Genomic DNA, 26626 nt, shown 5'->3' on the forward strand with positions numbered 1-26626 from the left:
CATGAGCGATATGCCGTTGATTTTGTTGAAGGCTGTTTCGCGCCATTACCCATCCGGCGACGGTTTCACCACGGTCCTGCGCGATATCGACCTCACCATCCAGTGCGGCGAGATGGTGGCGATTGTCGGTGCGTCCGGTTCTGGAAAATCCACGCTGATGAATATTCTGGGCTGTCTGGATCGTCCCTCGGAAGGGCAATATCTGATTTCAGGACGTTCAACGGCGAAACTGGAACCGGATGAACTGGCTCAGCTACGGCGGGAGCATTTTGGCTTTATCTTTCAGCGCTATCACCTGCTGAATGAGCTGGATGCGGTCGGCAATGTCGAAATACCCGCGATTTATGCGGGACAGGCGCGCGGAGCACGGCGCGAACGCGCCCATGAAATCCTGCGGCGGCTTGGCATGAGCGGTCGGACGCACCACCGGCCCAACCAGCTTTCCGGCGGCCAGCAACAGCGTGTGTCGATAGCCCGCGCGCTCATCAACAATGCCGATGTCATACTTGCAGACGAACCGACTGGAGCGCTCGATAGCCGGAGTGGCGAAGAGGTGCTCGGCATTCTTCAGGAACTGAACCGTGAAGGCCGCACGATCATCATTGTCACGCATGACAGGGCTGTCGCGGCGCGCGCAAACCGCATCATCGAAATCCACGATGGAGAAATCACAGCCGACACGTCGAAGGCCGACGATTGCTGTAGCATTCGGACCAACGATCCCCTTGCTGCATCGGAGTCGGAAAAACCTAATTTTTTCCGCGGCATGCGTGATCGCTTTAAAGAAGCATTTGCGATGGCCTTGCGTTCCATGAACGCGCATCACATGCGAACATTCCTCACCATGCTGGGGATCATTATCGGAACGGCCTCCGTCGTCTGCGTCACGGCACTAGGGCAAGGTTCACAACAGCGCATCCTCGAACAGATCAGCAGCCTCGGCACCAACACGCTCTATATCGGCCCCGGAACCGGCTATGGCGATCTGAAAGCGGCGCTTGTCACCACATTGAACGTTGACGACGCAAACGAACTGGCCAAGCTGCCCTATGTCGTCGCGGCAACACCTGAAAGTTCCACGATGGGAACGGTCCGCGTTGGCAACAAGGAAGTCAGCATCACGGTCAATGGTGTCAGCGAACGTTATTTTGCGACCCGTAAAAGCAAGCTGGTTGAGGGGCGTTTCTTCGACAAAAGAAGTCTCGATAATCTCGCGCAGGACGCGGTGATCGACACGAACACCAAAAAGGAATTGTTCCCCAATGAGCAGGGAACCGTCGTCGGCAGGATCGTTTTTCTGAAACAGATTCCTGTACGGATCGTCGGAGTTACCAAAGCCGATGAACAAGGCATGACCGGCTCGAGCAAGTTGGAATTGTTTCTGCCCTATACAACTGTTCAGACGCGCATGACCGGCTCGCGCGCTTTGCAGTCGATAGCCGTTCGCATTCGCGACACCATGGACCCGGCGATCGCCGAAAAGATGGTGACGGCGTTTCTGGAAAGGCGTCATGGCAAAAAGGACTTTTTCATCTTCAACAGCGACACATTGCAGAAAACCATTCAGGCCACGACGGCAATGCTGGCCCTCCTTGTGGCGAGCATCGCGGGCATTTCCCTTTTTGTCGGGGGAATTGGCGTGATGAACATCATGCTGGTCGCAGTTTCGGAAAGAATCAACGAGATCGGCGTGCGCATGGCAGTTGGGGCGCGGCAAAGCGATATCCTGCAACAATTCCTCATCGAATCTATCTTGGTCTGTCTGATCGGCGGCATTGTCGGGGTGCTTGTCGCTGGCGGTTTCGGTCTGCTGTTCGCGCAGTTCAGCACAATGTTCAAACTGATCTACTCGCCGACGTCCATTGTAGCGGCGCTGTTGTGCTCCAGCCTTATCGGAATCGGATTCGGTTTCATGCCCGCCCGCAATGCCTCCCGACTCGATCCCGTCGTAGCGCTTGCCCGTGACTGAGCCGCGCACCGGCAGCGTTTCGGGTAACGCGCTTTAAGGGAGTAATTTATATTCACAACCCATGCGGGTTTTCATATTTCTAATAAAATTCATTAACTTATAATACTTACTATTTGATTTTGTTGACTATTCTTGTTCTTTGGAATGAATTTCCCCACAGAAAACCAGCTGTCAACCGCGGCGACCCTGTCAGAATTTTCTGGGCGACGGCGAATTTATGAAGGGGGTTGTTAACCTTCATTTTTTATTACTTGGGCTCATTCAGGCGACAGTATCTATGGTTCAGGTATCATGCGTAATTTGAGAGAAAATTTCCCCCATTCGAATGGAAATCATACAGAGAACGCCTCGGACCCGAAGCCCCAGCGTGGCCAGACGGAGGCGCGTAATCCGACAGATGACGGCGCCTGGAAAATCCATTTTTCTCTGGGCGAGAATGTCCGTTTCACCCGCACGCCGGAAGTGGAACTGATGCGTCGTCGCGGCGAGGACCTGCCGGATGTCAACGCTCGCCCGCAGGTTCAGCCTGTTGCGGAAGCGCAGGAAGCCGTTGTTGAAAAAGCAGCCGAAGTCCAACCAATGGCGGTCGCCGCATTGCAGCAGAGCGTTTCGCTCGGCATGGTGCAGCCGCCCGTCGTACCTGTTCCGCCTGCCCTGCCGGTCATGCCAGCTGCCGTCGCGGCACCTGTCGTTCAGGCTATACCAGAACCTGTGGTAGCGCAGGCTCCTATCGCGCCCGCAACTGACATCACAACGTCTGCCTTCGCCTATATTTCCGACTTCGCCTTCTGGGAAGGATGCGATGTTGAGGCAAGCCTTGCGCCGACCGTGCCGCTTGTTGCTGCAGCACCCGCCGCTCCCAAAAAGCCAGCGCCGACTGTTGAATCCATTCTGGCACAGTTCCGCATTCGTGAATGGAACAGCCAGCCGGAAGAAACGCCGGTTGCGGCAGTTGTTGCTGAACCACAGCCAGTGGCAGAAGTTCCGGCTCCTGAACCCATTGTAGCGTCAGAACCTGTCGCCGTGGCTCCAGTCATTGCTCTGGTTGCAAAGGCAAAGGGAATCGCTCCGAAGAAGGTCGAAGCTGCACCGCAGATTGCGGAAGTTGCCGAGGTTTCAGGTGAAGCGACCGAAGACGATGTGGTGCTTGCCGTCGCAGAAGCCGAAGAGCACAGCGTTGAAGAAATCGAAGCGCCTGCACCAGTCGCAGCCACGCCTGCTCTGGCAAAGGCTGCGCCGTCGATTGCCCTCTATCAGCCCCAGCCCCTCCCCCGTGCGGAAGCACCGGTTATTCACGGCGAGTACGAGTTCCCGCCACGCGAGTTGCTGCAAATGCCGCCCACGCTGGATGGCAATGTGATCACGCAGGAAATGCTGGAGCGCAGCGCAGGCTTGCTTGAAAGCGTACTGGAAGATTTCGGCGTGCGTGGCGAGATCATCCATGTCCGGCCCGGTCCGGTCGTCACGCTTTATGAATTCGAGCCTGCCCCGGGTGTGAAATCCTCGCGCGTCATCGGCCTTGCCGACGATATCGCTCGCTCCATGTCGGCGCTTTCCGCTCGCGTTGCCGTCGTTCCCGGTCGCAATGTCATCGGCATTGAGCTGCCGAATGCCAATCGCGAGACTGTCTATCTCCGCGAGATGATCGACTCCCGCACTTTCGAAGCATCGAATTATCGCCTGCCGCTTTGCCTTGGCAAAGGCATTGGTGGCGAGCCGATCATTGCTGAACTCGCCAAGATGCCTCACCTGCTGGTGGCTGGCACCACGGGTTCGGGCAAGTCGGTTGCGATCAACACCATGATCCTGTCGCTGCTCTATCGGTTCAAGCCGGAAGAATGCCGCCTGATCATGGTCGATCCGAAGATGCTGGAACTGTCGATCTATGACGGTATTCCGCACCTGCTTACCCCTGTCGTGACCGATCCGAAAAAGGCCGTCGTGGCGCTCAAATGGGCCGTGCGCGAGATGGAAGAGCGCTATCGCAAGATGGCTCGCCTCGGCGTCCGCAACATCGAAGGTTTCAACGCCCGTGCGGCTTCGGCCAAGGGCAAGGGCGAAACCGTCATGTGCACCGTGCAGGCTGGTTTCGACAAGGAAACAGGCGAGCCGACCTATATTCAGGAAGAACTCGACCTGACGCCCATGCCGTATATCGTGGTCATCATCGATGAAATGGCCGACCTGATGATGGTTGCGGGCAAGGATATCGAAGGCGCGGTGCAGCGTCTGGCGCAGATGGCCCGTGCCGCTGGTATTCACCTGATCATGGCGACCCAGCGTCCAAGCGTCGATGTCATCACCGGCACGATCAAGGCCAACTTCCCGACCCGCATTTCGTTCCAGGTTACGTCGAAGATCGACAGCCGCACCATTCTCGGTGAAATGGGCGCCGAACAGCTTCTCGGCCAGGGCGACATGCTGCATATGGCTGGTGGCGGTCGTATCGTCCGCGTCCATGGACCGTTCGTTTCGGACGAGGAAGTGGAACAGGTCGTCAATCACCTGAAGGAACAGGGTCGCCCGGATTATCTGGCAACCGTGACGGAAGATGAGGACGCCGAAGAAGAAACCGCAGATGCCGCCGTCTTCGATGCGACGTCGATGGGTTCCGAAGATGGCGACGACGTCTACGATCAGGCGGTCAAAGTGGTGCTGCGCGACAAGAAGTGCTCAACCTCCTACATCCAGCGCCGTCTCGGCATTGGCTACAACCGTGCAGCCTCGCTCGTCGAGCGCATGGAAAAGGAAGGTCTGGTCGGACCCGCGAACCATGTCGGCAAGCGCGAGATTCTCACCGGCAATCGCGACTGATTTAATCGATATAATCACTTTAAAAGGCCGGTTTGCGAATGCGAATCGGCCTTTTCTCATCCAATCTCAAGCGCTTGCGCGATGTTGCAAGAATGCCCTTGTCAATATGTAAATTATGATTAATACTTTGGATATTCGTACATTCTTGATGACCGGCCGGGGTAGCCCGGATGCTACTCTGTGCCCAAAAAAACAGGGAGAATGGTTGATGAAAAGCATAATCATTGGGCCTACCGACAAGGATCGTACAGTTACGCAGCAGATACTGCATCGCATTCATGAGCAGATGCCAAAGCCGTCTGAAGACAAGACGCAGGTTTGCAATGTTTTGCGCCGTTCGAAGGGCGGTTATTCGCACCGGCGGCACAAGGTTCACAAGCTTGCCTGATTTTACCCCATGAATTGAATATCATGTCGGTTCGTTATCAGCGCCACATGCCATTCTGGGCTTGCTGGCGCTGTTATTTTATCCGCTCCAAACTATCTAAATCCGCATGGCTGGTTTATGAGGGAGCATTGCTCCAGTTTCAGTAAATTCAGGAATGTGCGATGACGACCGAAGCCGATGGAAACGACGTGAAGAAGAAATCCGGTTTCTTTCTCGGTTTCATGGCCGTTTTGGCTGGCCTGTTTTTCCTGCTTTTTATGGGTCTTGGCGTCTGGCAGATCGAACGTTTGCAGTGGAAACTCGATCTGATCTCGCGCGTGGATGCTCGCGTCCACGCCGAGCCCGTTGCAGCGCCGGGCAAAGATGACTGGGCCAATGTCAATCAGAAGGACGATGAATATCGTCATGTCACCATCACCGGCACTTATCTGAACGATAAGGAAGTGCTGGTGCGTGCGTTGACGGAACGCGGCGCCGGCTATTGGATACTCACGCCGTTGCGCACTGCTGATGGATCACTGACCTATATCAATCGCGGCTTTGTGCCGGGCGACAAGCGTGATCTGTCAACCCGCCCGGAAACGCAGATTGCCGGTGAAACGACCGTGACCGGTCTTCTGCGCATGCCGGAGCCGGATGGGTTCTTCCTGCGGCCCAACGATCCAGAAAAAAACAGCTGGAACTCTCGCGATGTTGCGGCTTTCGCCGCGAAAGAGAAACTTGGCACCGTCGCACCCTATTTCATCGATGCGGACGCCAAGTCCAATCCCGGCAACCAGCCGATCGGCGGACTGACGGTCGTATCCTTCCGCAACAGCCATCTGTCCTATGCAATCACCTGGTTTGCGCTCGCAGCCATGGTCGCCGGGGCTGCGGTGTTCGTCTGGCGTTACGAGCACAGTTGAATGCAACTGACATCCTTTCCAACTTTCCCTGTATTATATTCCAGCTAATATAAATTATCTTACCATCTTCAGAGGCTAAAATATGGAACGCCCAACATCTTTATTTCAGGAATTGAATATTCCTCAAGCGACTTTTAATGACTTTGGCTCTACGAGCTTTCACGGATCTAAATCAGGAAGCTTACTCGCTTTTACTTCATATATGGAAAAAGAACATCGTGGAAAGCTGCTCCCGATGGGGAGGCTACTTGAGATTGGCAAACCTCCATTCACTGGCGAATCCGGAAATTCTTTATTGAGGTCCGCAATTGGTCATAACAATATAAGTGTTACAACAAAAAATTATATCAATACTGCACTAAGTTACACGGCTCATAATGATGGAAATGCTAGTGTGTGGAGTATTAAGTCTGCCATAGTTCAAAAAACAGAAATGGAAAAAAAGATTGGAAATTTCATTAGCAGCGGGTCAGGTGACTCTAGTGGTTTTTTCGCCGAGGCAAGCAAGCTTTTGACTAGAAAAAGGGACCTTCTAGATATGCAAATATCCGCATGGGATACGTTGAGTGAAGAACACCGAGATATGGTTGAAAAATCCTTTCCTGTTTTGTATGGATTACGCGGTGTTAATACTACGAATATCGGAAGCAAAGGCTTACCTGGCGAGGCTTATGTTAGAGGATCTGTAAAATCTGAAAATATAGCTGCCATCTACGTAAAAGCAGATGAAATTGAGAATGTTAAACGATTGCTCAGTACCTCAACGGAATTTGCGCACATAGCTGTATCGCCAATTGAACCGCTTTATAAATTATAACCCTAAAAATCATTTTTATTAATATTGTACTTATAATCCAAGGACTTTTCCTTTTTTACAACTATTTTGCATCTTTTAAACCTTCACTTAATAACTAAACATGCAGTGCGTGGCCAAGCGCCTTCATGCTGGCCTCGGCAAAGCCTTCGCCTAAGGTCGGATGTGCATGGATTGTCCCTGCAATATCTTCAAGGCGCGCCCCCATTTCAACGGCTTGCGCAAAGGCAGACGACAGTTCAGAAATACCGACACCGACCGCCTGAATGCCCAGAATGACATGATTGTCTGCCCGCGCCACCACGCGGATAAAACCGTCTTCCCTCTCAACCGTCATGGCGCGGCCATTTGCCTGAAACGGAAAAATACCGATCTGCGTATTGTGGCCTGCCTTGCGCGCCTCATCGGGCAGCAGTCCCACCGTTACGATTTCCGGGTCGGTGAAGCAGACGGCGGGGATGCATCGCTTGTCCCAGGCCTGCTTGCCGCCCGCGATGATCTCGGCAACCATTTCGCCCTGCGCCATGGCGCGATGCGCCAGCATCGGCTCTCCCGTGACATCGCCAATTGCGTAAACGCCGCGCATCGACGTGCGGCAGCGATCATCAATGCGGATGAAACGCCCATCCATATCGAGCCGGATTTCGCTCAGACCCCAGCCGTCAGTCTGCGGCTTGCGCCCGACCGTCACCAGCACCTTATCGGCCTCGATGCGTTTCGCTGAACCATCAGCCGCCAACACTTCCAGCGCCTTGCCGTCGGCGGTCAGTCCCTTGGCCGATGTGCTGGTCAACACCTCCACGCCAAGCGCTTTCAATCGTGCCATGACGGGACGCGTCAGTTCGGCATCATATTGCGGCAGGATGCGGTCGGTGGCTTCCACCACGGTGACTTTGGAACCCAGCTTGGCGTAAGCCGTGCCGATTTCGAGCCCGATATAACCACCGCCCACAACAGCTAACTTCTCCGGTATCGCTCCCAGAGACAAGGCTTCCGTTGACGAAATGATATTGCCACCGAAGGGCAACGCCTCGATTTCAACCGGCACGGAGCCGGTGGCAATCACGATATTTTCCGCATGAATGGTCTGGCGGCCCGTATCGGTGTCAACCAGCACGGTCTTGCCGTCCATGAACCGCGCCTGCCCCTGAAACATGCGCACGCGCGACCGTTTCAACAGCCCGGCGACGCCGCTATTCAGCCGATTGACGATGCCGTCCTTCCATTCAAGCGTTTTGCCAAAATCGATAGCCGGATTTTGCGCGGTAATACCGAGTGCGCCTTTCGATGCGAAATGCGTCACGCGGTGGAATTCATCCGCCGCATGGATCAGTGCTTTCGACGGAATACAGCCGACATTGAGGCAGGTGCCGCCGAGGCGCTTTCGCTCGACCAGCACGGTGTCGATGCCGAGTTGCCCTGCCCGGATGCCACAGACATAGCCGCCGGGACCGCCACCGATGATCAGAAGTTTGCAGTTAATCTCACTCATAAGCTCAGCCTTCCACAAAGATCATCGCAGGCGTTTCGATGAGGCTTTTCAGCTTCTGCACAAAGACAGCCGCATCCCATCCATCGATCACCCGATGATCGAAGCTGCATGAAAGGTTAATCATCTTGCGCGGCACGAACTGGGTTCCGTCCCACATCGGACGCACGGCAATCTTGTTGATGCCGACAATCGCGACTTCCGGTCGATTGATGATCGGTGTCGTGGCAATCGCCCCGAGCGGTCCAAGCGACGTGATGGTGATGGTGGAGCCGCTCAGTTCTTCCCGCTTTGCCGTGCCGTTGCGGGCGGCGTCGGTCACACGCGACAGCTCGGAAGCTGCTGCGAAAACGGTCATGCTCTCGGCATGACGCACCACGGGGACGATCAGGCCATTTGGTGTCTGTGTGGCAATGCCCACATGCACACCGCCAAACTGGCGGATAATATCGGCTTCATCATCGAAATGCGCATTGAGACCCGGCTGTTCTTTCGCCGCCTTGACGATGGCGCGGATGACGAATGGCAACAACGTCAGGCGCGGACGCCCTTCCTTCTTCTCATTGTTGAGACTGGTGCGTAGCTCTTCAAGCTGCGTGACATCGACTTCCTCAACAATGGTAATATGGGGAATATGGCGTTTTGCATCCGCCATTCGTTCGGCGATCTTGCGCCGAAGCCCGATCACTTTGATTTCGTTGACGGATGTATCGGCGGCATAGCCGGACAAAGCCGTTGCAGCCCCGCTTTCGGCCTCAAAAAACGCGTCCAGATCTTCATGAGTGATACGCCCTGCCGGGCCTGTTCCACGCACACGCCTGAGATCGACACCCGCGTCGCGCGCGCGCAACCGAACCGATGGCGTGGCCAGCGGCTTTTCGCCTTCTGCCCGGACAGGGCCAGCGCCCGCAAAAGTGCGGCTCGAGGTTTCACGCTTTGGTGCTGCCGGCTTTGGCGGAACGGGCGTCTGCAACAAGACCGGCCCTTCCGGAGTCTGCGGCTTTGGCGTTTCAGCCTCTATCGGACTATGCGCTGGCTCTTCCGCCTTCGGTTCCGCGCTTGCACCGGAAGCACCTTCGATTTCAAGCCGCACCAGTTCAGAACCGACGGCTATCTTTTCCCCCACCTCGCCATTGATCGCGATGACTTTGCCAGCGCGTGATGACGGGATTTCCACCGTCGCCTTGTCAGTCATGACAGCGGCCAGAAGATCATCCTCACGAATGATATCGCCAACATTCACATGCCATTCGACAAGTTCTGCCTCGGCAACGCCTTCGCCAACATCGGGGAGTTTGATTGTAAAATGAGCCATGGTCTCTCCCCTCACGCATCCATGATAGACACAAGTGCGCGACCGACACGATCAGGACCGGGGAAATATGCCCATTCCTGCGCATGCGGATAAGGCGTGTCCCAACCGGTCACGCGAATGACAGGCGCTTCGAGGTGATAGAAGCAATCGCGTTGCACGAGTGCCGCGAGTTCGGCGCCATAGCCACAGGTCAGCGTTGCTTCATGCACGATGACGCAACGGCCCGTCTTGCGCACCGATGCCATGATCGTCTCCGTATCGAGCGGCAGAAGCGTGCGCAGATCGATGATCTCGGCATCGACGCCGGTTTCCTCGGCGGCGGCCAGCGCCACATGCACCATGGTGCCGTAGGCCAGCACCGTAACCGCGCTGCCCTCGCGGCGAATGGCGGCCTTGCCGAGTGGAACCGTATAATAACCTTCCGGCACTTCGCCCAGATCGTGCTTCTTCCACGACGTCACCGGCTTGTCGTGATGGCCGTCGAAGGGGCCGTTATAAAGCCGTTTCGGCTCAAACATGATCACCGGATCGGGATCTTCAATGGCTGCAAGCAGCAGGCCTTTGGCGTCGGCTGGCGTTGACGGCATCACCGTCTTCAAGCCCGACACATGGGTGAAAAGCGCTTCCGGGCTTTGGCTGTGGGTTTGCCCGCCATAAATACCGCCACCGGATGGCATGCGGATCACGATGGGGCATGTGAACTCCCCCGCCGAGCGATAGCGCAGACGGGCGGCTTCGGAAACAATCTGGTCATAGGCCGGATAGACATAATCCGCGAACTGCACCTCGATGCATGGGCGCAAGCCGTAAGCCGCCATGCCAATTGCCGTGCCGACAATGCCAAGCTCGCTGATCGGCGCATCGAAACAGCGCTCCTTGCCGTATTTCTTCTGCAAACCGGCGGTGCAGCGAAACACGCCGCCGAAATAGCCGACATCCTCACCGAACACGACCACGTTCTTGTCGCGCTCCATGGCAATGTCGTGGGCATTTTGGATCGCCTCGATCATTGTCATTCTGGGCATAGTCATCTTGGTCATTGATCAGAACCCCGCTTCCTGACGCTGGCGAACAAGATGCGGCGGCGTTTCTGCGTAAACATCCTCGAACATGTCGCGCATGGACGGTTTGCGCCCGTCATGCAGGGTGCCAATGGCTTCCGCCTCGCGCTGCGCGCTGACGACAAGGTCCATCACTTCCGCTTCCGCTTGCTTGTGGCGGTCTTCCGACCAGACGCCCCGCAAGATCAGATAGTTCTTCAGTCGCAAGATCGGATCGCCAAGCGGCCATGCATCGCTTTCCGCCTTGGGGCGATAAGCGGACGGGTCGTCCGAAGTGGAATGGCCGCCAGCGCGATAGGTGACATATTCAATGATCGTTGGGCCAAGATTGCGCCGCGCGCGCTCGACCGCCCATTTGGCAACAGCGTGAACGGCCAGATAGTCATTGCCGTCAACGCGCAGCGCCGGAATGCCGAAACCATGCCCGCGCGCCGCGAAAGTACCGGAGCCACCGCGTGCAATCCCCTGGAATGTCGAAATCGCCCACTGGTTGTTGACGATGTTCATCACCACCGGCGCCTTGTAGGTCGAGGCGAATACCAGTGCCGCGTGGAAATCGCTTTCAGCCGTCGAGCCGTCGCCGATCCATGCGGCGGCGATTTTGGTGTCGTGGCTGATTGCCGAGGCCATCGCCCAGCCGACAGCCTGCGTATATTGCGTCGCGAGATTGCCGGAAATGGTGAAGAAGCCGTGTTCCTTGGAGGAATACATCACCGGAAGCTGGCGGCCTTTCAGCGGGTCCTGCTCATTGGAGAAAATCTGGTTCATCATTGTGACGAGCGGATAATCATCAGCGATCAGAAGGCCCGCCTGCCGATAGGTGGGGAAATTCATGTCGCCCTTGCGCAGCGCCTTGCGAAAGGCGCAGCTGACTGCCTCCTCGCCCAGATGCTGCATGTAGAACGACGTCTTGCCCTGACGTTGCGCCATCATCATACGCGCATCATAGGCACGCAGGATCATCATGTGGCGCAGACCGTCTTTCAGCTCGTCATCGGTGAGCGTCCCGGCCCACGGACCAACCGCCTCGCCTTCGCGATTGAGCACGCGAATGATGCTGAAAGCCAGATCGCGCATCGCTTCCGGCTTTTCGTCTATTTCCGGTCTTCTGACACTGCCAGCACGAGGAATTTTGACATGGGAGAAATCCGGCGCATCGCCGGGCCGCCATTCCGGTTCGGGAACATGCAGGGATAGTACGACATCGTCGCTCATGCGGGCATACCTCGCAATGGGCCAAGAACTGGCCTCGCAAAACTGGCACTGAATGTCGAACGGGTGGAATTCTGTTTGGTTCCGGCGAACAGGCTTCTTCAAAACCCGGTTTCCGGGTGGCCTTTCAAACACAGATTGACCGCATTCCTCCCATGCGACGTGAAGCCGGTTTTCCTCCTCCGATTTCACTGTCATTCAGGGTGATACGGGTTACAAAATAAAGCAAGATTATTTTCATGGCCTCGAGAGGTGATCCTGAAGTTTAGTTCTCCTACCTGAAAATGCATCGCTTCATGAGGTCAATGAAATAAGTGTATTTCCATGTTTTATATAGGATTTGATATGGAATGTTTCGGCGGTCATGCGCGCAATTTTCTTACGCAGCATTGACGAATGCGTCAGTACCATCTGGTACTCTATCGAGCGATATCCGCTTCATCCGATAGTGCCTGAGGCACTTTGTCCACCGCGTCGCGATGATAAAACTCATAGAAAATGCGATCCGGGAACCTGATTCTCGCGGGCACAAAAAACCGCGCTTGAAACAAGCGCGGTTCAATTTCATCGAATGTCGAATGGTTTAGCGGACAGCCTTGCCGTCATCGTCAAAGCGATGCGTCTTGTCCGCTTCCGGCGACACGAAGATGATGTCATCTTCCGTATAATGGTGTTCACCAAACAGGCGAACGGTGATGAGTCCCGCCGCTTCGGTTTCCACATAAAGAATGGTATCCGCACCAAGATGTTCGGCGTGAATGACCTTGCCCTTCCATTTGCCGCTTTCGCGGCTGACGCCGAGATGTTCCGGACGGATGCCGATGGTCTTCGCGCCCGTTTCACCGATACGGCCCGCTTCGACGAAATTCATCTGCGGCGACCCGATGAAGCCTGCCACGAACAGATTGTCAGGCTTGTTATAAAGCTCCATCGGCGAGCCGATCTGTTCAATCCGACCCGCATTCAGCACCACGATGCGGTCAGCAAGCGTCATCGCCTCGACCTGATCGTGGGTGACATAGATCATCGTCGCCTTCAACTCACGATGCAGCTTGGCAATTTCCAGACGCGTCTGGACACGCAAGGCGGCGTCGAGGTTGGACAAAGGCTCGTCAAACAGGAACAGTTCCGGGTCACGCACAAGTGCGCGACCGATGGCGACGCGCTGGCGCTGGCCGCCCGACAGTTCCGCCGGACGTCTCGCCAGATAAGGATCAAGCGACAGCATGGACGAAGCGCGCGTGACGCGGCTTTCAATCTGCTCCTTCGGCGCGCCGGACTGTTTCAGGCCAAGGCCCATATTGTCCTTCACCGTCAGATGCGGATAAAGCGCATAAGACTGGAATACCATCGCGATGCCGCGCTTCGAAGGCGGAATGACGGTCACGTCCTTGTCGTTGATCAGCACCTGACCCGACGAAACATCTTCAAGGCCTGCAATCGAGCGCAACAGCGTGGATTTTCCGCAACCGGAAGGCCCTACGAAAATGATGAACTCGCCGTCGCGAACTTCCAGATTGATATCCTTCAGAACAGCCTGCGCACCGTAGTTCTTATGTATCGACTTGAGTAGCAGCGATCCCACAGTCAAAAATCCCTTACAGTTTTACCGGCTGGCCAAGACGCACGCTTTCGTCAGCGGCGAGACAGATGCGCAGCGATTGCAGCACGTCATCCATATGGCGGTTGAGATCGATATCCTCACGAATGGCTTTCAGCATGTAAGCCTGTTCGCGTTCGCACAATTCCTGATGGCCCGGCTCGTCGGACATGGAAAGATCCGTATCGGGTTTGAGGAATTTGCCGTCCGCCCCGCGTTCGGCACGATGGATGCGGATGGTCGAGGTTTTTGTGTGTGCATCCACATCGTCGGACTTGGTGACGGCCTCGTTCATGACGATGGAGACGCAGCCATTCGGCGATATGACATCCTTCACGAAGAAGGCCGTTTCCGACATCATCGGCCCCCAGCCCGCTTCGTACCAGCCAATCGTGCCGTCATCGAACAGCACCTGCAGATGGCCGTAATTATACATATCCGGTTTGATTTCGTTGGAAAGACGCAGGCCCATACCGCGCACTTCCACCGGTTTGGCATCAGTGATCTGGCACATGACGTCCACATAATGCACACCGCAATCGACGATTGGCGACGTGGTGTTCATCAGGTTTTTATGCGTTTCCCAGGTTGCGCCGCTGGATTGCTGATTGAGGTTCATACGGAAAACGTAAGGACCACCGAGCTGCCGCGCTTCCGAAATCAGCCGCATCCATGACGGGTGATGGCGCAGGATATAGCCGATGACGAGCTTGCGTCCGTTGGCCCGAGCGCAATCGATCACGCGGCGCGCATCTTCCACGGTTGTCGCCAGCGGCTTCTCGACAAAGACATGCGCGCCCTGCTCCATCGCGGCCACGGCATAATCGGCATGGCTTTCCGAATAGGTGGCGATGCAGGCCATATCCGGTTTCAGTTCGGCCAGGGCCTCCTGAAAGGATGGATGAATTTCATAACCGGCAAGCTCGTCCGGGACAGCAACCTTAGTCCGGTTGACCAGACCGACGATTTCAAACCCCGGATTGCGATGGTAGGCCAGCGCATGGCTGCGGCCCATATTGCCGAGACCGGCTGAAAGAACGCGAATTGGGGCGACTTGGGCCGGGGCGGTTGTTGTATGTGCACTCATTTTACAGCTCCGGCTGTGATGCCGCGGATCAGTTGCCGCGAGAAAATGACGTAGAGGACGAGGATCGGGAACATTGCCAGCGACAGCGCCGCCAGAACCGCGTTCCAGTTGGTGACGAACTGACCGATGAACAGCTGCGAGCCGAGCGTCACCGTCTTGGTGGCTTCGCTTGGCGCGAGAATCAGCGGGAACCAGAGGTCGTTCCAGATTGGGATCATGGTGAAGACGGCGACCGTCGCCATGGCAGGCCGGATCAGCGGCAGCACCAGCTTGAAGAAGATCGCATATTCCGACATGCCGTCTATTCGCCCGGCATTTTTCAGGTCGTCGGACACGGTTCGCATAAATTCGGACAGGATGAAGATGGCAAGCGGCAAGCCTTGAGCCGTATAGACGAGGATCAGCGATGTCAGGCTGTTGACAAGCCCCACCGCGACCATGCCCTGCAACAATGCAACCGTACCGAGCCGGATCGGGATCATGATGCCGATGGCCAGATAAAGCCCCATCAGCGTGTTGCCCTTGAACCGATATTCCGACAGGGCAAAGGCGGCCATGGCGCCAAACAGAATGACGAAGAAGATGCTCGCCACCGTGACAATGGTGCTGTTCTGGAAATAGGTCAGGAACGAGCCCTGTTTCAGCACCGTCTCATAGCCGATCAGGCTAAAGCTTTCCGGTGTCGGAAACTGCAGCGGCGTGCGAAAAATCGCGTTGCGGTCCTTGAAGGAATTGATCAGCGTCAGCGCCACCGGAAAGACGGCGACAAGCATATAGATGATCAATGCCGCATGAACGAACGTTGTGCGAAGGGGCGAAGTGCGTGCTTTCGACATGATTTCTCGCTCCTCAGAATTGATAGCGGCGCATGCGACGCTGGATGCCGAACAGATAGAGCGACACACCGGCGAGGATGATGAGGAACATCACGGCGGCGATGGTGGCGCCCATGGACGGATTGCCAAGCTGCAACTGGAAGCCAAAGAAGGTGCGGTACAGGAAGGTGCCCAGAATGTCGGTCGCCTTGTCCGGCCCCGCGAGTGCGCCCTGCATCGAATAGACCAGGTCGAACGCATTGAAATTGGCAACGAAGGTCATGACCGAGATCAGGCCAATCGACGGCAGAATGAGCGGCAGCTTGATCTTCCAGAACTGGCTCCAGCCGGTAATGCCATCGCATTCGGCAGCTTCGATGATTTCATCGGGAATATTGAGCAACGCCGCGTAGATCAACATCATTGGAATACCGACGAACTGCCAGACGGAAACAAGCGACACCGTGACCAGTGCTGTTTCGGCCTTGCCGAGCCATGGCCCAAAGGCCCATTTCATGCCCACCAGATCCATCATCCATGGCGCAACGCCCCAGATCGGCGACAGGATAAGCTTCCAGATAAAGCCGACAATCACGAAGGAGAGTAGCGTCGGCAGAAAGATCGCCGTGCGATAGAAGGCGGCAAAACGCAATCTCGGCAGCGACAGCATGGCTGCCAGCAAAATGCCGATCGGGTTTTGAACCAGCATATGAATACAGAAGAATATGACATTGTTTTTCAACGCATTCCAGAAATCGCGCGACCAGTTTGCATCGCCGAAAAGCGTCTGGAAATTGGCAAAGCCGACAAAGACGCGCTGCCCGTCCACGACATTGAAGAACGCTTGCCGCAATGTCTCGATCAGTGGCAGCACCATGACGAGCGTATAAACCAGCACGCAAGGCAACAGGAACACAAGAATGTGCCATCGCCTCGGGCGTTTTTGCTCAATGATTGGCAGGTCGGCAGACTGGCTCATCAACACTCGCTGTTCTTCGGCTTATACGGTTCTTGCGAACATTCTTTTGCCGTGAGACTGACATGGATCGCGCAATGCGCGAAAGAAAAACTGCCTGTTAGGCGCCTTGCAAGTCTGTTCGGCATCGAAAATGCACACGGGCGGCCTGCCCTCAAGCAAAGCCGCCCGTGAATGATCATATTACTTCGCAGGCTTGTACCAGCTGTCGAGGCCTTCCTGCAGCTTCTTGGCGGCATCTTCCGGCGTTACAGTGCCGTTGATGACGTTAGCCGACTGAACCCAGGTTTCGTTTTCCAGGTTCGGCGTGCCGCGCGACAGGATCTGGTAGGTCGAACGGATCGTCGGCTTGCACTTTTCGCGCCAGGACACGAATTCCTGTGCCAGCGGATCGGACATCTTCACAGCCGTCGAATTCAGGCTGAAGAAGCCCGGCAGCGCGTTTGCGTAGATTTCCGCGAATTCCGGCGAAGCCACCCAGTTCAGGAACACCTTGGCCTGTTCGGCATTCTTGCTCGAAGCATTCAGGCCGAGACCGATATCGTTGTGATCCGAGATGTAGCAGCTGTCGCCTGCATTCTTAACCGGCGGCGGGAATGCGCCCATCTTGAACTGCGCCTGCGTGTTGAACAGGCCGATTTCCCACGAACCTGCCGGATAAATCGCGGCACGGCCCAGCGTGAAGAGGTTCTGGCTGTCCGGATAGGTCTGGGCTTCAAAACCGTCGCCCAGATAATCCTTCCACTTGGCAAGAACCTTGAACGGCTCAACCCATGGCTCGTCGGTCAGCTTCTGCTCGCCAGCGATCAACGCCTTGCGGCCTTCCTCACCCTTCCAGTAGGTCGGACCGATATTCTGGTAGCCCATGGTCGCGGCTTCCCACATATCCTTCGTGCCCATGGCCATCGGGATATAAGTGCCGTCCGCCTTGATCTTCTCAAGCACGTCGAAGAACTCGGCTTCGGTCGCCGGAGCCTTCAGGCCGAGCTTGTCAAAGGCTTCCTGATTATAGATGAAGCCGTGAATGACCGAAGCCATCGGCACGCAGAAAGCTTTCTTGCCATCGTCGGTGGTCCATGCGGACTTGGCGACGTCGGAAAAATTCTTCATGCCTTCCAGATCGGTGAGATCGGCAAGCTTGCCCTTGTTGAACAGCTCCAACGAAGTGTCGAACGGACGGCATGAAATCAGATCGCCGCCCGAGCCAGCATCCAGCTTGGCATTCAGAGCGGCGTTATATTCCGTCGGCGCGCTTGGCGCGAAATTGATTTTGATGCCCGGATTCTTTGCTTCAAAGGCCGGAATGATCTTTTCCTGCCAGATTTGCAGATCGTCGTTACGCCAGCTTTCAACCGTCAGCGTGACGTCCTGAGCCAATGCGGCAGAACCCGACGCCAGCAGCGTCGAACCCAGCAGCATGAATTTCAAGGTATTGCGAACCATTTGACCTTCTCCCGTTTTTTTGAACGCAGACGCACAAAAGAGGCGAGATACGCCTGTCCATTGCGATACACCACGTTAATGACGATAGCTCATCACGGTATGGGATAAGTGCCGGCTCCGCCGGTCTTCGCTCCATCCCATTTCCGCGCGACCCTCGCCTGTTAACAACCTTTGGCGACCCCTGGCGGCATTGCGCTCCCCTTTGATTGAATTTAATGCCAAAAACGTACCAATTGTCCAGCGAAGTTTACGAAATTCTCGCATAAAAATTGGAGGCAAGATAATTTATCTCAATTTATCAATGCATTAATCAAATTTGCTCGTCTCCGATGAATCTGCTTGGTTAATGGTATTTTTTTGGTATCTTCAAGTTGGAGGTATCTCATGGCAGAGTTTTTCATTGGCGTGGATGGGGGCGGCACCGGATGCCGCGCTGTGGTGGCAGATGGCAGCGGTGCGATTCTCGGAACGGGACGCAGCGGATCGGCCAATATTGTCACTGATCCGCAGACTTCGCTCGTCAATGTACGTGCAGCCATAGACAATGCCTTCGCCCATGCGGGGCTCGACCAGAGCCACTATGCCGAAAGCCATGCGGTACTCGGACTTGCTGGCGGCAATGTCCAAGGCGCGGGCCTGCCTATTGAACGCGGCCTCCCCTTTGCTCATGCCAATGTCGAGTTCGACGGTCTTATCGCATTGCAGGGTGCGCTTGGCGATCAGGACGGAATTGTCGCCATACTTGGCACCGGAACGGCCTATATCGTTCGGCAGCACGAACGAATTCATTCGGTCGGTGGCTGGGGGTTTCCGCTCAGCGATCTTGGCAGCGGCGCGCGGCTCGGCCAAAGCCTGTTGCAGGAATGCCTGCTCGTACATGATGGTATCCACCCCCGCAGCCGTTTGACAACGGATGTGCTCGATGAGTTCGGCAATAATCCCGACAATCTGGTTGAATTTGCCTGGACGGCAAAGCCGGGCGATTTCGGCAAATATGCTCCGCGTATTTTCCAATATGCTGCTAATGGCGATGAGACCGCGCGCATGCTTCTGCAACGCTCGGCAGGCTATGTCAGCGAAACGCTGGACATGTTGATTGCTCAGGGCGCGGAACGGATCAGTTTGTTGGGCGGGATGGCGCCGCTTTATGTGGAGTGGCTCCCCGCAAGCCAGCAGAAGCTCATTGTTCAACCGGCAGCGGACGCTTTGACCGGAGCTTTGCAGCTCGCGCTCAAGCGCTATGGGCACAAGATGGATGAGGCGCGTGCATGAGCGGCAATTTCAGCGCCTTTCTCCCCAAAAACCTTCAGGGCACTGCGCCAACTTCTGGCGCGGGACCGCTTTACATGCAGCTGCGTCAGTCGCTGGAGGCAGCGATTCGTGCCGGACATCTTGCCGATGGCGAGGCGCTGCCGCCCGAACGTGACATTGCGGAATATGCCAATATCAGCCGCGTAACTGTGCGCAAGGCGGTGGACGATCTCGTCAAATCGGGACTTCTGGTGCGTCGTCACGGCTCCGGCACTTTTGTTGTGCGCCCGAGCGAGCGTGTGCAGCAGTCGCTTTCCATGCTCACATCTTTTACCGAAGACATGGCGCGGCGCGGCATCGCCACCCAATCCAAATGGCTGGAACGCGGCCTCTATTATCCGTCGCCCGAAGAAATGATGAAGCTTGGCGTTTCATCCGAAACCCGGGTTGCGCGACTTGGCCGTTTGCGCATGGCAAGCGATCTTCCGCTGGCTATCGAGCGCGCCAGCTTGTCGAGCGAGGTTCTGCCCGATCCCGATGCGGTCAAGGGATCGCTCTATGCCGAGCTCGGGCGTACCGGCTTTCGTCCGGTACGCGCCGTGCAGCGCATCTCCGCCTGCAATATTAAGGACCCCGATGCCCGGATACTCGGCGTCAAGACCGGCGATGCCGGTTTGTCCATCGAGCGTATTTCCTATCTCGCATCAGGCCGCGCGGTCGAGTTCACCAAATCGCTCTATCGTGGCGATGCCTATGATTTCGTAGCGGAACTCTCGATACCATCGGCCTAAGACCAACATCAGCCCATAAAGAAAACGGCCCGTTTCCGGGCCGCTCCGTTTGTTAGTGATGCTTCGTACCTTGGCGTGCCAGTTCCGAAGTCGGATCTGCCGCTAGACGCTTGCGGGCGCGGTCGTCCATCAGCTCGTACCACATGGCATTGAGCACAGCGAAAGCTGCGGCGAGCGGCAAGCCCAGAAGCCAGGAAAAATACCACATATTGCTTTCCTTTCTTGGATTGAAAGGCGCGGGCGGCTAAGTCGCCCGCTGCCCGATCAATAAGCGTGGTTGCTCTCGTCTTCGATCATATCCTTGTCCACCTTGCCCCACAGCACCCGGTAAACCCAGGACGTGTAGGCAACGATGATCGGCAGGAAGATCAGCGTCACGACCAGCATGATGAACAAGGTCATATGGCTGGAAGACGAATCCCAAACCGTCAGGCTTGCCCGGGGATCGAGCGAAGACGGCAGAATGAACGGGAACATAGACACACCGACCGACGAGATGATGCCGAAGATCGTGAGCTTGCCCAGCAGAAGCGGCGCAACTTCACGTCCGCCACGCAGTGTCAGAAACACTGCGATTGCACCCAGAATGCCAAGCGCCGGAGCAATCAGCAGGATTGGATAATTCGCATAGTTGGCAAACCATGCGCTGTGATCCAGCTCCACCGTCTTGCGCAGCGGATTGGAAGGTCCATCGGTAACGACGGCGCTTGTGATCCGGTAGCCCGACACCCAGAACCAGCTGGCAACACCGGCCAGAGCATAAAGAACGAGCGTGAGAAGTGCGGCGATGCTGCCATAGCGCCGCGCTCGTTGCTGAATTTCTCCGGTAGTTTTGAGGACCAGCCACGAGGCGCCATGCATCGACAGCATGGTGACCGACAACACGCCGCACACAAGTGCAAACGGGTTGAGCAGACCGAAGAACGAACCCTCATAGAATATCTGGAGATCATCGTTGAGACGGAACGGTACGCCCTGCAACACATTGCCGACTGCGACGCCGAAGATCAGAGCCGGTACAAACCCGCCGATGAACAGGGCAATGTCCCAGCCGCGACGCCATGCCTTGCCCTCACGCTTCGAGCGGTATTTGAAACCAACCGGGCGCAGGATGAGGGCAAACAGGATAACGAACATCGCCAGATAGAAGCCCGAGAAGGACACCGCATAGAGCGGTGGCCAGGCGGCGAAGATTGCGCCGCCGCCGAGGATCAGCCAGACCTGATTGCCTTCCCAGACTGGGCCAATCGTGTTGATGATGACGCGACGCTCGACATCCGTTTTGCCGACGAGCGGCATCAGAATATCCACGCCCAAATCAAACCCGTCCATCGCGGCAAAGCCGATCAGCAGCACGCCGAGCAGGACCCACCAGATGATGCGAAGGGTTTCATAGTCCAACAATTCGCTGAGTATCATGGTCCTTACTCCGCTGGCGCAATGCTGGCAGGTGCAAGCATGGCTTCAGGTTTGCTGTCGGGTTCTGGTCCCGCTTTGATCGCGCGTATCATCAGGCCCATTTCGATGATGAACAGCACCGTATAGATGGCGCAGAACCCGATGAGGGTGAGCAGAACCGTCGACGCGCCGAGATTGGAGACGGCAACTGCTGTCGGCAGAATGCCTTCGATAATCCATGGCTGACGTCCGAATTCGGCGACGATCCAGCCCATTTCGGCAGCGATCCACGGCAGCGGAATTGCAAAGACCGCCACTTTCAAAAGGAAGCGATGCTGATCAAGCTTGCGCCGCGCCGACAGCACAAAGAACGTGCCAGTCAGCAGGATCAGGAAGAACCCGATGGCGACCATGATGCGGAATGCCCAGAACAGCGGCAGAACACCCGGAACCGTGTCGTTTGCGGCCTTGGCGATCTGCTCGTCGGTAGCCGTGCGCGGATCGTCCACATAACGCTTCAGAAGAAGCGCATAGCCCAGCCATTGGCTGTTGTCGGCGAAAACGTCCTTCACATCCTGTGGCACGGCACTGGTGTCGCCAGCGGCACGGATTTTCTGCAACGCATCATAGGCGACGATACCGTTGCGGATATGGTTCTCCGCATTCTGAACCAGTTCGTTGATGCCCTGGATCGGCGTAGTTAGCGAACGCGTGCCGATCAACCCCATGACCCAGGGAATTTGCACCGCGAAATGGGTTTCGCGCGCCTGCTGGTCCGGGATGCCGAAAGCGGTAAACGGCGCGGGTGCCGGTTCCGTTTCCCACATAGCTTCGATGGCGGCGATCTTCATCTTCTGGTGTTCGTTGGCCAGATATCCGCTTTCATCGCCCAGAACGACGACGGAAAGCGAAGCGGCCAAACCGAACGAAGCGGCAACCGTCATCGAACGCTTGGCGAGCTCAACCGAGCGTCCTTTCAGGAGATACCAGGCGGAAATGCCCAGAACAAACACCGATGCAGTCGCATAACCGGCTGAAACCGTATGTACGAATTTGGCCTGCGCCACCGGGTTCATCAAAACCGCGAAGAAATCGGTGATTTCCATGCGCATGGTTTCGGGATTGAAGGCCGATCCGACCGGGTTCTGCATCCAGCCATTGGCGATGAGAATCCACAAGGCGGAGAAATTCGATCCCGCCGCGACGGCATAGGTCGCGATCAGGTGGCCGACCTTGGAAAGACGGTCCCAACCAAAGAAGAACAGACCCACAAAGGTTGCTTCGAGGAAGAAGGCCATCAGGCCTTCAATGGCCAGCGGGGCGCCGAAAATATCGCCCACATAATGGCTGTAATAGCTCCAGTTCATGCCGAACTGGAACTCCATCACAATGCCTGTCGCGACACCGATCGCGAAGTTGATGCCAAACAGAGTACCCCAGAATTTCGTCATCTGTCGCCAGATGAGTCGCCCCGTCATCACATAAACGGTTTCCATGATGGCCAGCAGCACGGAAAGACCCAACGTCAGAGGTACGAAGAGGAAGTGATAAAGTGCCGTGATTGCAAACTGCAATCGCGACAGGGAGACAATATCGAGTTCCATCTTTTTCAGCCGGTAATCCCCGGCCCTCCTAGAGCATTTGCAGCCGGAAAAATCTCCGGCATCGCAGAATGCGACCAAAACGAGTTCATTTTGCACGTCGCATTAATTGGCAGACGCGACGCGCTTTCGCGTAACGGGCGTGGTCATGACATTGCCCGTTTGAAACGAAGATCGGATAAAGACCGCCCGCCGTTTCCATTCTCATGTGTTGGCAAAGCCCCTGATAGATGGACCTTCGCCCGCCCGGCTTACCTCATGGTATTGAGTATCTCACCGAAACGCTGGTCACTCATGCGCACAGACTCAACTAGAGCGCCTTGATTCAAAACAATGATCCGGTCGCAAATCCGCGCTTCGCGCTGGATATGTGTGGCGACAAGCAAGGTTTGTCCGCCCGACTGCGCCCGCAACCGCGCCAGCACATCTTCGGCCGTCGCCCCGTCGAGCCCCTCGGTCGGTTCGTCGAGAAGCCATAAGGACGATTCGCTTAAAAACAGGCGCGCCAGAGCAAGACGCCGCGCCTGCCCGCCGGATAATCCCAGACCGCCCTCGCCCAGCATCGTGTCGAGACCGCTCGGCAGGGTTTCGACGAATTCTCCGAGACCAGCGGTCTGCAAAGCCTGCATCAGCGCCGCATCATCGGCGTCCGGTTTGGCGAGCCGCAGATTATCGCGAAGGCTATCCTGAAAAAGCTCTGTGCGCTGGGTCAGCAAACAACTGGCCAGCACTCTAGCGCTGCCGTCCTTCACCGCGATTTCACCTGCGAGCACGTTGAACAGCGTCGATTTCCCTGCACCGCTGGTGCCAACGATGGCGACGCGCTCGCCCTCTTCGACGGTAAGATTGATGGATTTCAGGGCATCGACGGCTGCATCGTCATGGCGAACAGACAGGTTTTGAAGCTGTATTGCCAAACCATCCGGCGGCGTAGGTAGACCGGCAACCACCTTCTCATCACGCAATTGCGGGCCAACGCGCCGGGCAGCCAGAATGGTGCGGCCAAGTTCCATCGCGCCGCGCCGTAGCGCCGCGAAAGGCTCCATTGCGCCAAGAATAACCAGCATCGCCAAAGCTGCAACCGGAGCGCCGATTGTCCCCGCCTGCACCAGCCAGCCAGCGCCAATAAGGCCGCCAGCCAAAAGTGCGGCATGGGCCACCCCAAGCCCCGCGCCGGTTCTGATCTCGACGCGGTTCAGTGTGCGGTCAGACGCCGCCACATAACTGTCAGCCCGGATAAGCGCTTCATTTTGTCCCTGCATCCGCCCGGCCATCAGCAGTTCCGTCTGGCCCGCAACAAGATCGACCGTGCGGGCGCGCAATGCTTCCGTGCCCTTGGCGCGCCTGCGCATCGGCTTTTCCGAACGTCGTGCAGCCAATAACGGCAGGCTCAATCCGACGAGAAGAAGGGGAAGTGCAACAGCAAGTCCGAACAGCGGGTGCATCAGTGCAAGCGCTATGCCAGCCACAAGCGCGGTTGCGAGCGCGGCGCCAATCGGCACGACGACACGCAGATAAAGCGAATCCAGCGCATCGATATCCGCAGTCAAGCGGAACAGAAGCCGTGCCGGGCGCTTCAACAGCGCATTGGCCGCTGCCGGTTTTGCCCAGCTGCGAAACAGCGTTTCGCGCAACGCCGCCAGAATGGCGAGTGTTGCGTCGTGGGTGACAAGGCGTTCGAGGTAACGCGCGCCTGTGCGCACGATCGCGAGAAACCGGATACCGGCAGCTGGTGCGAAAACGTCGAACACGATGGCGGTTGCAAGGCTGAGGCCCGCAATGGCTGTCGCCGTAATGAACCAACCGGAAAGACCGAGCAGCGCGATGCCAGCCAACACCGTGACCGTAGCCGCGGCAATGCCTGCATAAAGGGCGGAACCTTTGGTTCTGAAAAACAGGCGCAGGATCGGGCGGAGTGCTTGCAGACCGTTCATTCGGCTGCCCTCCTCTGCCACAACGGATCAATATCTTGATTGTCAGCCAAGCGTATGATGCGGTTCATCTTGCGCGCCAGTCCCTCATCATGGGTAGCGACAATCAGGGTCTTGCCCTTGGCCAATCGCAACAGGCTGTCCGCAATATGCTCGGCCGTCTCTTGGTCGAGATGGGCCGTCGGCTCGTCGGCAAGGATGATATCGGCCTTAGGATCGACCGCGATGCGCGCCAGTGCAAGCCGCAACGCCTCGCCGCCAGAAAGCCCGGCACCGTTCTCGCCGATAACACCATTGCCGGTGATGCCCACAACATGCGCCAGCGCCATATCTTCGATGATCGAGGCGGTGGGGCTGACAGTGGTTTCGCGTCCGAGCGTGATATTGTGGCGCGCGGATCCCGCGAATATATGCGGCTTTTGGCCGATCCAGCTCATGCGTTGGCGCTGGGACATTGCATTTTCAGGAGCCATGGCGATTCCGCCAATTCTGATCGCGCCGGTCTGTGGCGCAGCCAGTCCGGCAATCAACGCCAGAATGGTAGACTTGCCGTAACCACTTGGCGCGAGCAGAGCGACGTGTTCGCCCGCTTCGATTGCCAGGTTGAAGCCTGTTAAAACCGCGGGCCCTGCCGGATATTGAAAACCGACATCGTGTAGTTGAACGGTCGGGTCTGTTTCCGTCGGTTCGTTCGCCGCGACACCGCTGCCGCCAACAACCGGCATGGCATGACGGCTCAGATTCTCCAATGCATCAATGGCCGCTTCGCCCGACGCACGGTCGTGCCAGACGGCGGAAAGGTCACGCAGCGGTTCGAAGAAAGCGGGAGACAGCAACAGGATGAACAGGCCTTCGCCCAGCGTCAGCTTCTGTCCCCATGCGCCGAACTGCAAGGTGCCGAGCAGGTGAAATCCGATATAGACGGCGACCATGGCAACGCCAAGCGCCGCAAAAAGCTCCAGCACGGCGGACGACAGGAAAGCAATCCGTAGAACTTTCATGGTTTTGGTGCGCAGGGTCTCGGCATTATCACGCAGCCGCGTGGCGGTCGCATCCACGGCATGAAAACTGCGGATGGTCGTCAGGCCGCGCAGCCGATCCAGCAGAAAACCATTCATGCCGCCAAGCGCCACCAGCTGCTTTTCGCTGGCAGCTTTTGCCCGCCAGCCAATGAGCGCCATGAAGATCGGAATCAGCGGCGCTGCAATCAGGAGAACAAGCGCCGCCGCCCACGAAAACCAGAAGACGGCCAGCAGGATCGCCAGCGGCACCAGCATGACCCGAATGCGCACCGGCACAAAACGCGACAGATAAGGCACGACCATTTCCGCCTGTTCGGCGAGAATACTTGCAGCTTCACCCGACGATGGCCGGGCTGTGTCGAGCGGCGACCGGCTGGAAAGCGCTGCAAAAGCGCGCTCGCGCAAGGCTGTCAGTTCAGCACGGGCAGAGTCAAACGCCTTGGCCGCACCAGCACCGTCAATCAGACTGCGCAGGCAACCCAGCACGAATATGCCAAGTGCCGCATAGTAAATCCGATTGTCGAAACCGGTATCGGCGAGCCGCCCGATGGCATAGGCTATCAGCCCGGCCTGCGGCAGCCACAAAAGCGCTGCCAGTGCCTGAAGATTTGCCCCCCGCCGAAGCATGGCCGGAACCGTCCGGCGCTCAGAACGACGCTTGGAAGACCGTGGGCGGCCTTTGCCGCTTTGCGCCTTTCCGTCGTCTGGCGTCAGATTTTCCGCCAGTTGCTCCGTTTGGGGGAC

Annotated in this window: 21 protein-coding genes; 7 read left to right on the forward strand and 14 right to left on the reverse strand. The window is 56.7% G+C overall.

Features of this window, described 5'->3' with window-relative positions:
- The first annotated feature begins 1 nt into the window (after position 1).
- From WIX40_RS02575 to WIX40_RS02595, 5 genes are all read left to right on the forward strand, one after another.
- Complete coding sequence (locus WIX40_RS02575) at positions 2-1969, forward strand: MacB family efflux pump subunit (RefSeq protein ID WP_339438236.1); 1968 nt, start codon at positions 2-4, stop codon at positions 1967-1969.
- 291 nt (positions 1970-2260) lie between these two features.
- Entirely contained in the window at positions 2261-4783 is a 2523-nt protein-coding gene (locus WIX40_RS02580) for a DNA translocase FtsK (protein WP_339438238.1), read from the forward strand.
- A gap of 208 nt (positions 4784-4991) precedes the next feature.
- Positions 4992-5171, forward strand: coding sequence for a hypothetical protein (locus tag WIX40_RS02585; RefSeq protein WP_109367401.1), 180 nt, complete (start codon positions 4992-4994; stop codon positions 5169-5171).
- A 161-nt stretch (positions 5172-5332) separates the two neighbouring features.
- The gene (locus tag WIX40_RS02590; RefSeq protein WP_371834112.1) at positions 5333-6076 is read left to right on the forward strand and encodes an SURF1 family protein; all 744 of its coding nucleotides are present in this window, start codon (positions 5333-5335) and stop codon (positions 6074-6076) included.
- An 82-nt stretch (positions 6077-6158) separates the two neighbouring features.
- A complete protein-coding gene (locus tag WIX40_RS02595; protein ID WP_339438241.1) occupies positions 6159-6893 on the forward strand; it encodes a hypothetical protein in 735 nt (244 codons plus the stop codon).
- A 94-nt stretch (positions 6894-6987) separates the two neighbouring features.
- Here the strand turns inward: WIX40_RS02595 and lpdA are convergent, their stop codons facing one another.
- From lpdA to WIX40_RS02640, 9 genes are all read right to left on the reverse strand, one after another.
- Positions 6988-8382: a dihydrolipoyl dehydrogenase gene (gene lpdA, locus WIX40_RS02600; protein ID WP_109367402.1), complete on the reverse strand. Its 1395-nt coding sequence runs from the start codon at positions 8380-8382 to the stop codon at positions 6988-6990.
- Between the two features lie 4 nt (positions 8383-8386).
- A complete protein-coding gene (locus tag WIX40_RS02605; RefSeq protein ID WP_339438244.1) occupies positions 8387-9694 on the reverse strand; it encodes a dihydrolipoamide acetyltransferase family protein in 1308 nt (435 codons plus the stop codon).
- An 11-nt stretch (positions 9695-9705) separates the two neighbouring features.
- Positions 9706-10719, reverse strand: coding sequence for an alpha-ketoacid dehydrogenase subunit beta (locus tag WIX40_RS02610; RefSeq protein ID WP_339440907.1), 1014 nt, complete (start codon positions 10717-10719; stop codon positions 9706-9708).
- An 18-nt stretch (positions 10720-10737) separates the two neighbouring features.
- Entirely contained in the window at positions 10738-11970 is a 1233-nt protein-coding gene (locus WIX40_RS02615; protein ID WP_109367404.1) for a 3-methyl-2-oxobutanoate dehydrogenase (2-methylpropanoyl-transferring) subunit alpha, read from the reverse strand.
- Positions 11971-12550: 580 nt separating this feature from the next.
- Positions 12551-13552: an ABC transporter ATP-binding protein gene (locus WIX40_RS02620; protein WP_339438246.1), complete on the reverse strand. Its 1002-nt coding sequence runs from the start codon at positions 13550-13552 to the stop codon at positions 12551-12553.
- 13 nt (positions 13553-13565) lie between these two features.
- The gene (locus tag WIX40_RS02625) at positions 13566-14654 is read right to left on the reverse strand and encodes a Gfo/Idh/MocA family protein (protein ID WP_339438248.1); all 1089 of its coding nucleotides are present in this window, start codon (positions 14652-14654) and stop codon (positions 13566-13568) included.
- Positions 14651-15490 carry a carbohydrate ABC transporter permease gene (locus WIX40_RS02630; RefSeq protein ID WP_339438250.1) on the reverse strand — a complete coding sequence of 280 codons (840 nt, stop codon included), beginning with the start codon at positions 15488-15490 and terminating at the stop codon, positions 14651-14653. The genes WIX40_RS02625 and WIX40_RS02630 overlap by 4 nt, the downstream gene beginning before the upstream one ends.
- A 13-nt stretch (positions 15491-15503) precedes the next feature.
- A complete protein-coding gene (locus tag WIX40_RS02635; protein WP_109367408.1) occupies positions 15504-16448 on the reverse strand; it encodes a carbohydrate ABC transporter permease in 945 nt (314 codons plus the stop codon).
- 180 nt (positions 16449-16628) lie between these two features.
- A complete protein-coding gene (locus WIX40_RS02640; RefSeq protein WP_109367409.1) occupies positions 16629-17888 on the reverse strand; it encodes an ABC transporter substrate-binding protein in 1260 nt (419 codons plus the stop codon).
- A gap of 384 nt (positions 17889-18272) precedes the next feature.
- On the opposite strand from WIX40_RS02640, the gene WIX40_RS02645 reads away from it, so the two are divergent.
- Both WIX40_RS02645 and WIX40_RS02650 read left to right on the forward strand, forming a co-directional pair.
- Positions 18273-19160, forward strand: a complete 888-nt coding sequence (locus tag WIX40_RS02645) for a glucosamine kinase nucleotide-binding domain-containing protein (protein WP_339438253.1) — start codon at positions 18273-18275, stop codon at positions 19158-19160.
- Positions 19157-19930: a GntR family transcriptional regulator gene (locus WIX40_RS02650; RefSeq protein ID WP_109367411.1), complete on the forward strand. Its 774-nt coding sequence runs from the start codon at positions 19157-19159 to the stop codon at positions 19928-19930. The genes WIX40_RS02645 and WIX40_RS02650 overlap by 4 nt, the downstream gene beginning before the upstream one ends.
- Positions 19931-19982: 52 nt before the next feature.
- Here the strand turns inward: WIX40_RS02650 and cydX are convergent, their stop codons facing one another.
- From cydX to cydD, 5 genes are all read right to left on the reverse strand, one after another.
- Positions 19983-20138 (reverse strand): cytochrome bd-I oxidase subunit CydX, encoded by a 156-nt coding sequence (gene cydX, locus WIX40_RS02655; RefSeq protein ID WP_339438255.1) that lies wholly within the window; start codon positions 20136-20138, stop codon positions 19983-19985.
- 56 nt (positions 20139-20194) lie between these two features.
- A complete protein-coding gene (gene cydB / locus WIX40_RS02660) occupies positions 20195-21349 on the reverse strand; it encodes a cytochrome d ubiquinol oxidase subunit II (RefSeq protein WP_109367413.1) in 1155 nt (384 codons plus the stop codon).
- Between the two features lie 5 nt (positions 21350-21354).
- Positions 21355-22932, reverse strand: coding sequence for a cytochrome ubiquinol oxidase subunit I (locus tag WIX40_RS02665; protein ID WP_339438260.1), 1578 nt, complete (start codon positions 22930-22932; stop codon positions 21355-21357).
- Between the two features lie 248 nt (positions 22933-23180).
- A complete protein-coding gene (gene cydC, locus WIX40_RS02670) occupies positions 23181-24863 on the reverse strand; it encodes a thiol reductant ABC exporter subunit CydC (RefSeq protein ID WP_339438262.1) in 1683 nt (560 codons plus the stop codon).
- Entirely contained in the window at positions 24860-26509 is a 1650-nt protein-coding gene (cydD, locus tag WIX40_RS02675; RefSeq protein ID WP_371834138.1) for a thiol reductant ABC exporter subunit CydD, read from the reverse strand. The genes cydC and cydD overlap by 4 nt, the downstream gene beginning before the upstream one ends.
- Positions 26510-26626: the final 117 nt, after the last annotated feature.

It is taken from the genome of Ochrobactrum teleogrylli (assembly GCF_037482325.1).
Taxonomy (GTDB): domain Bacteria; phylum Pseudomonadota; class Alphaproteobacteria; order Rhizobiales; family Rhizobiaceae; genus Brucella; species Brucella teleogrylli.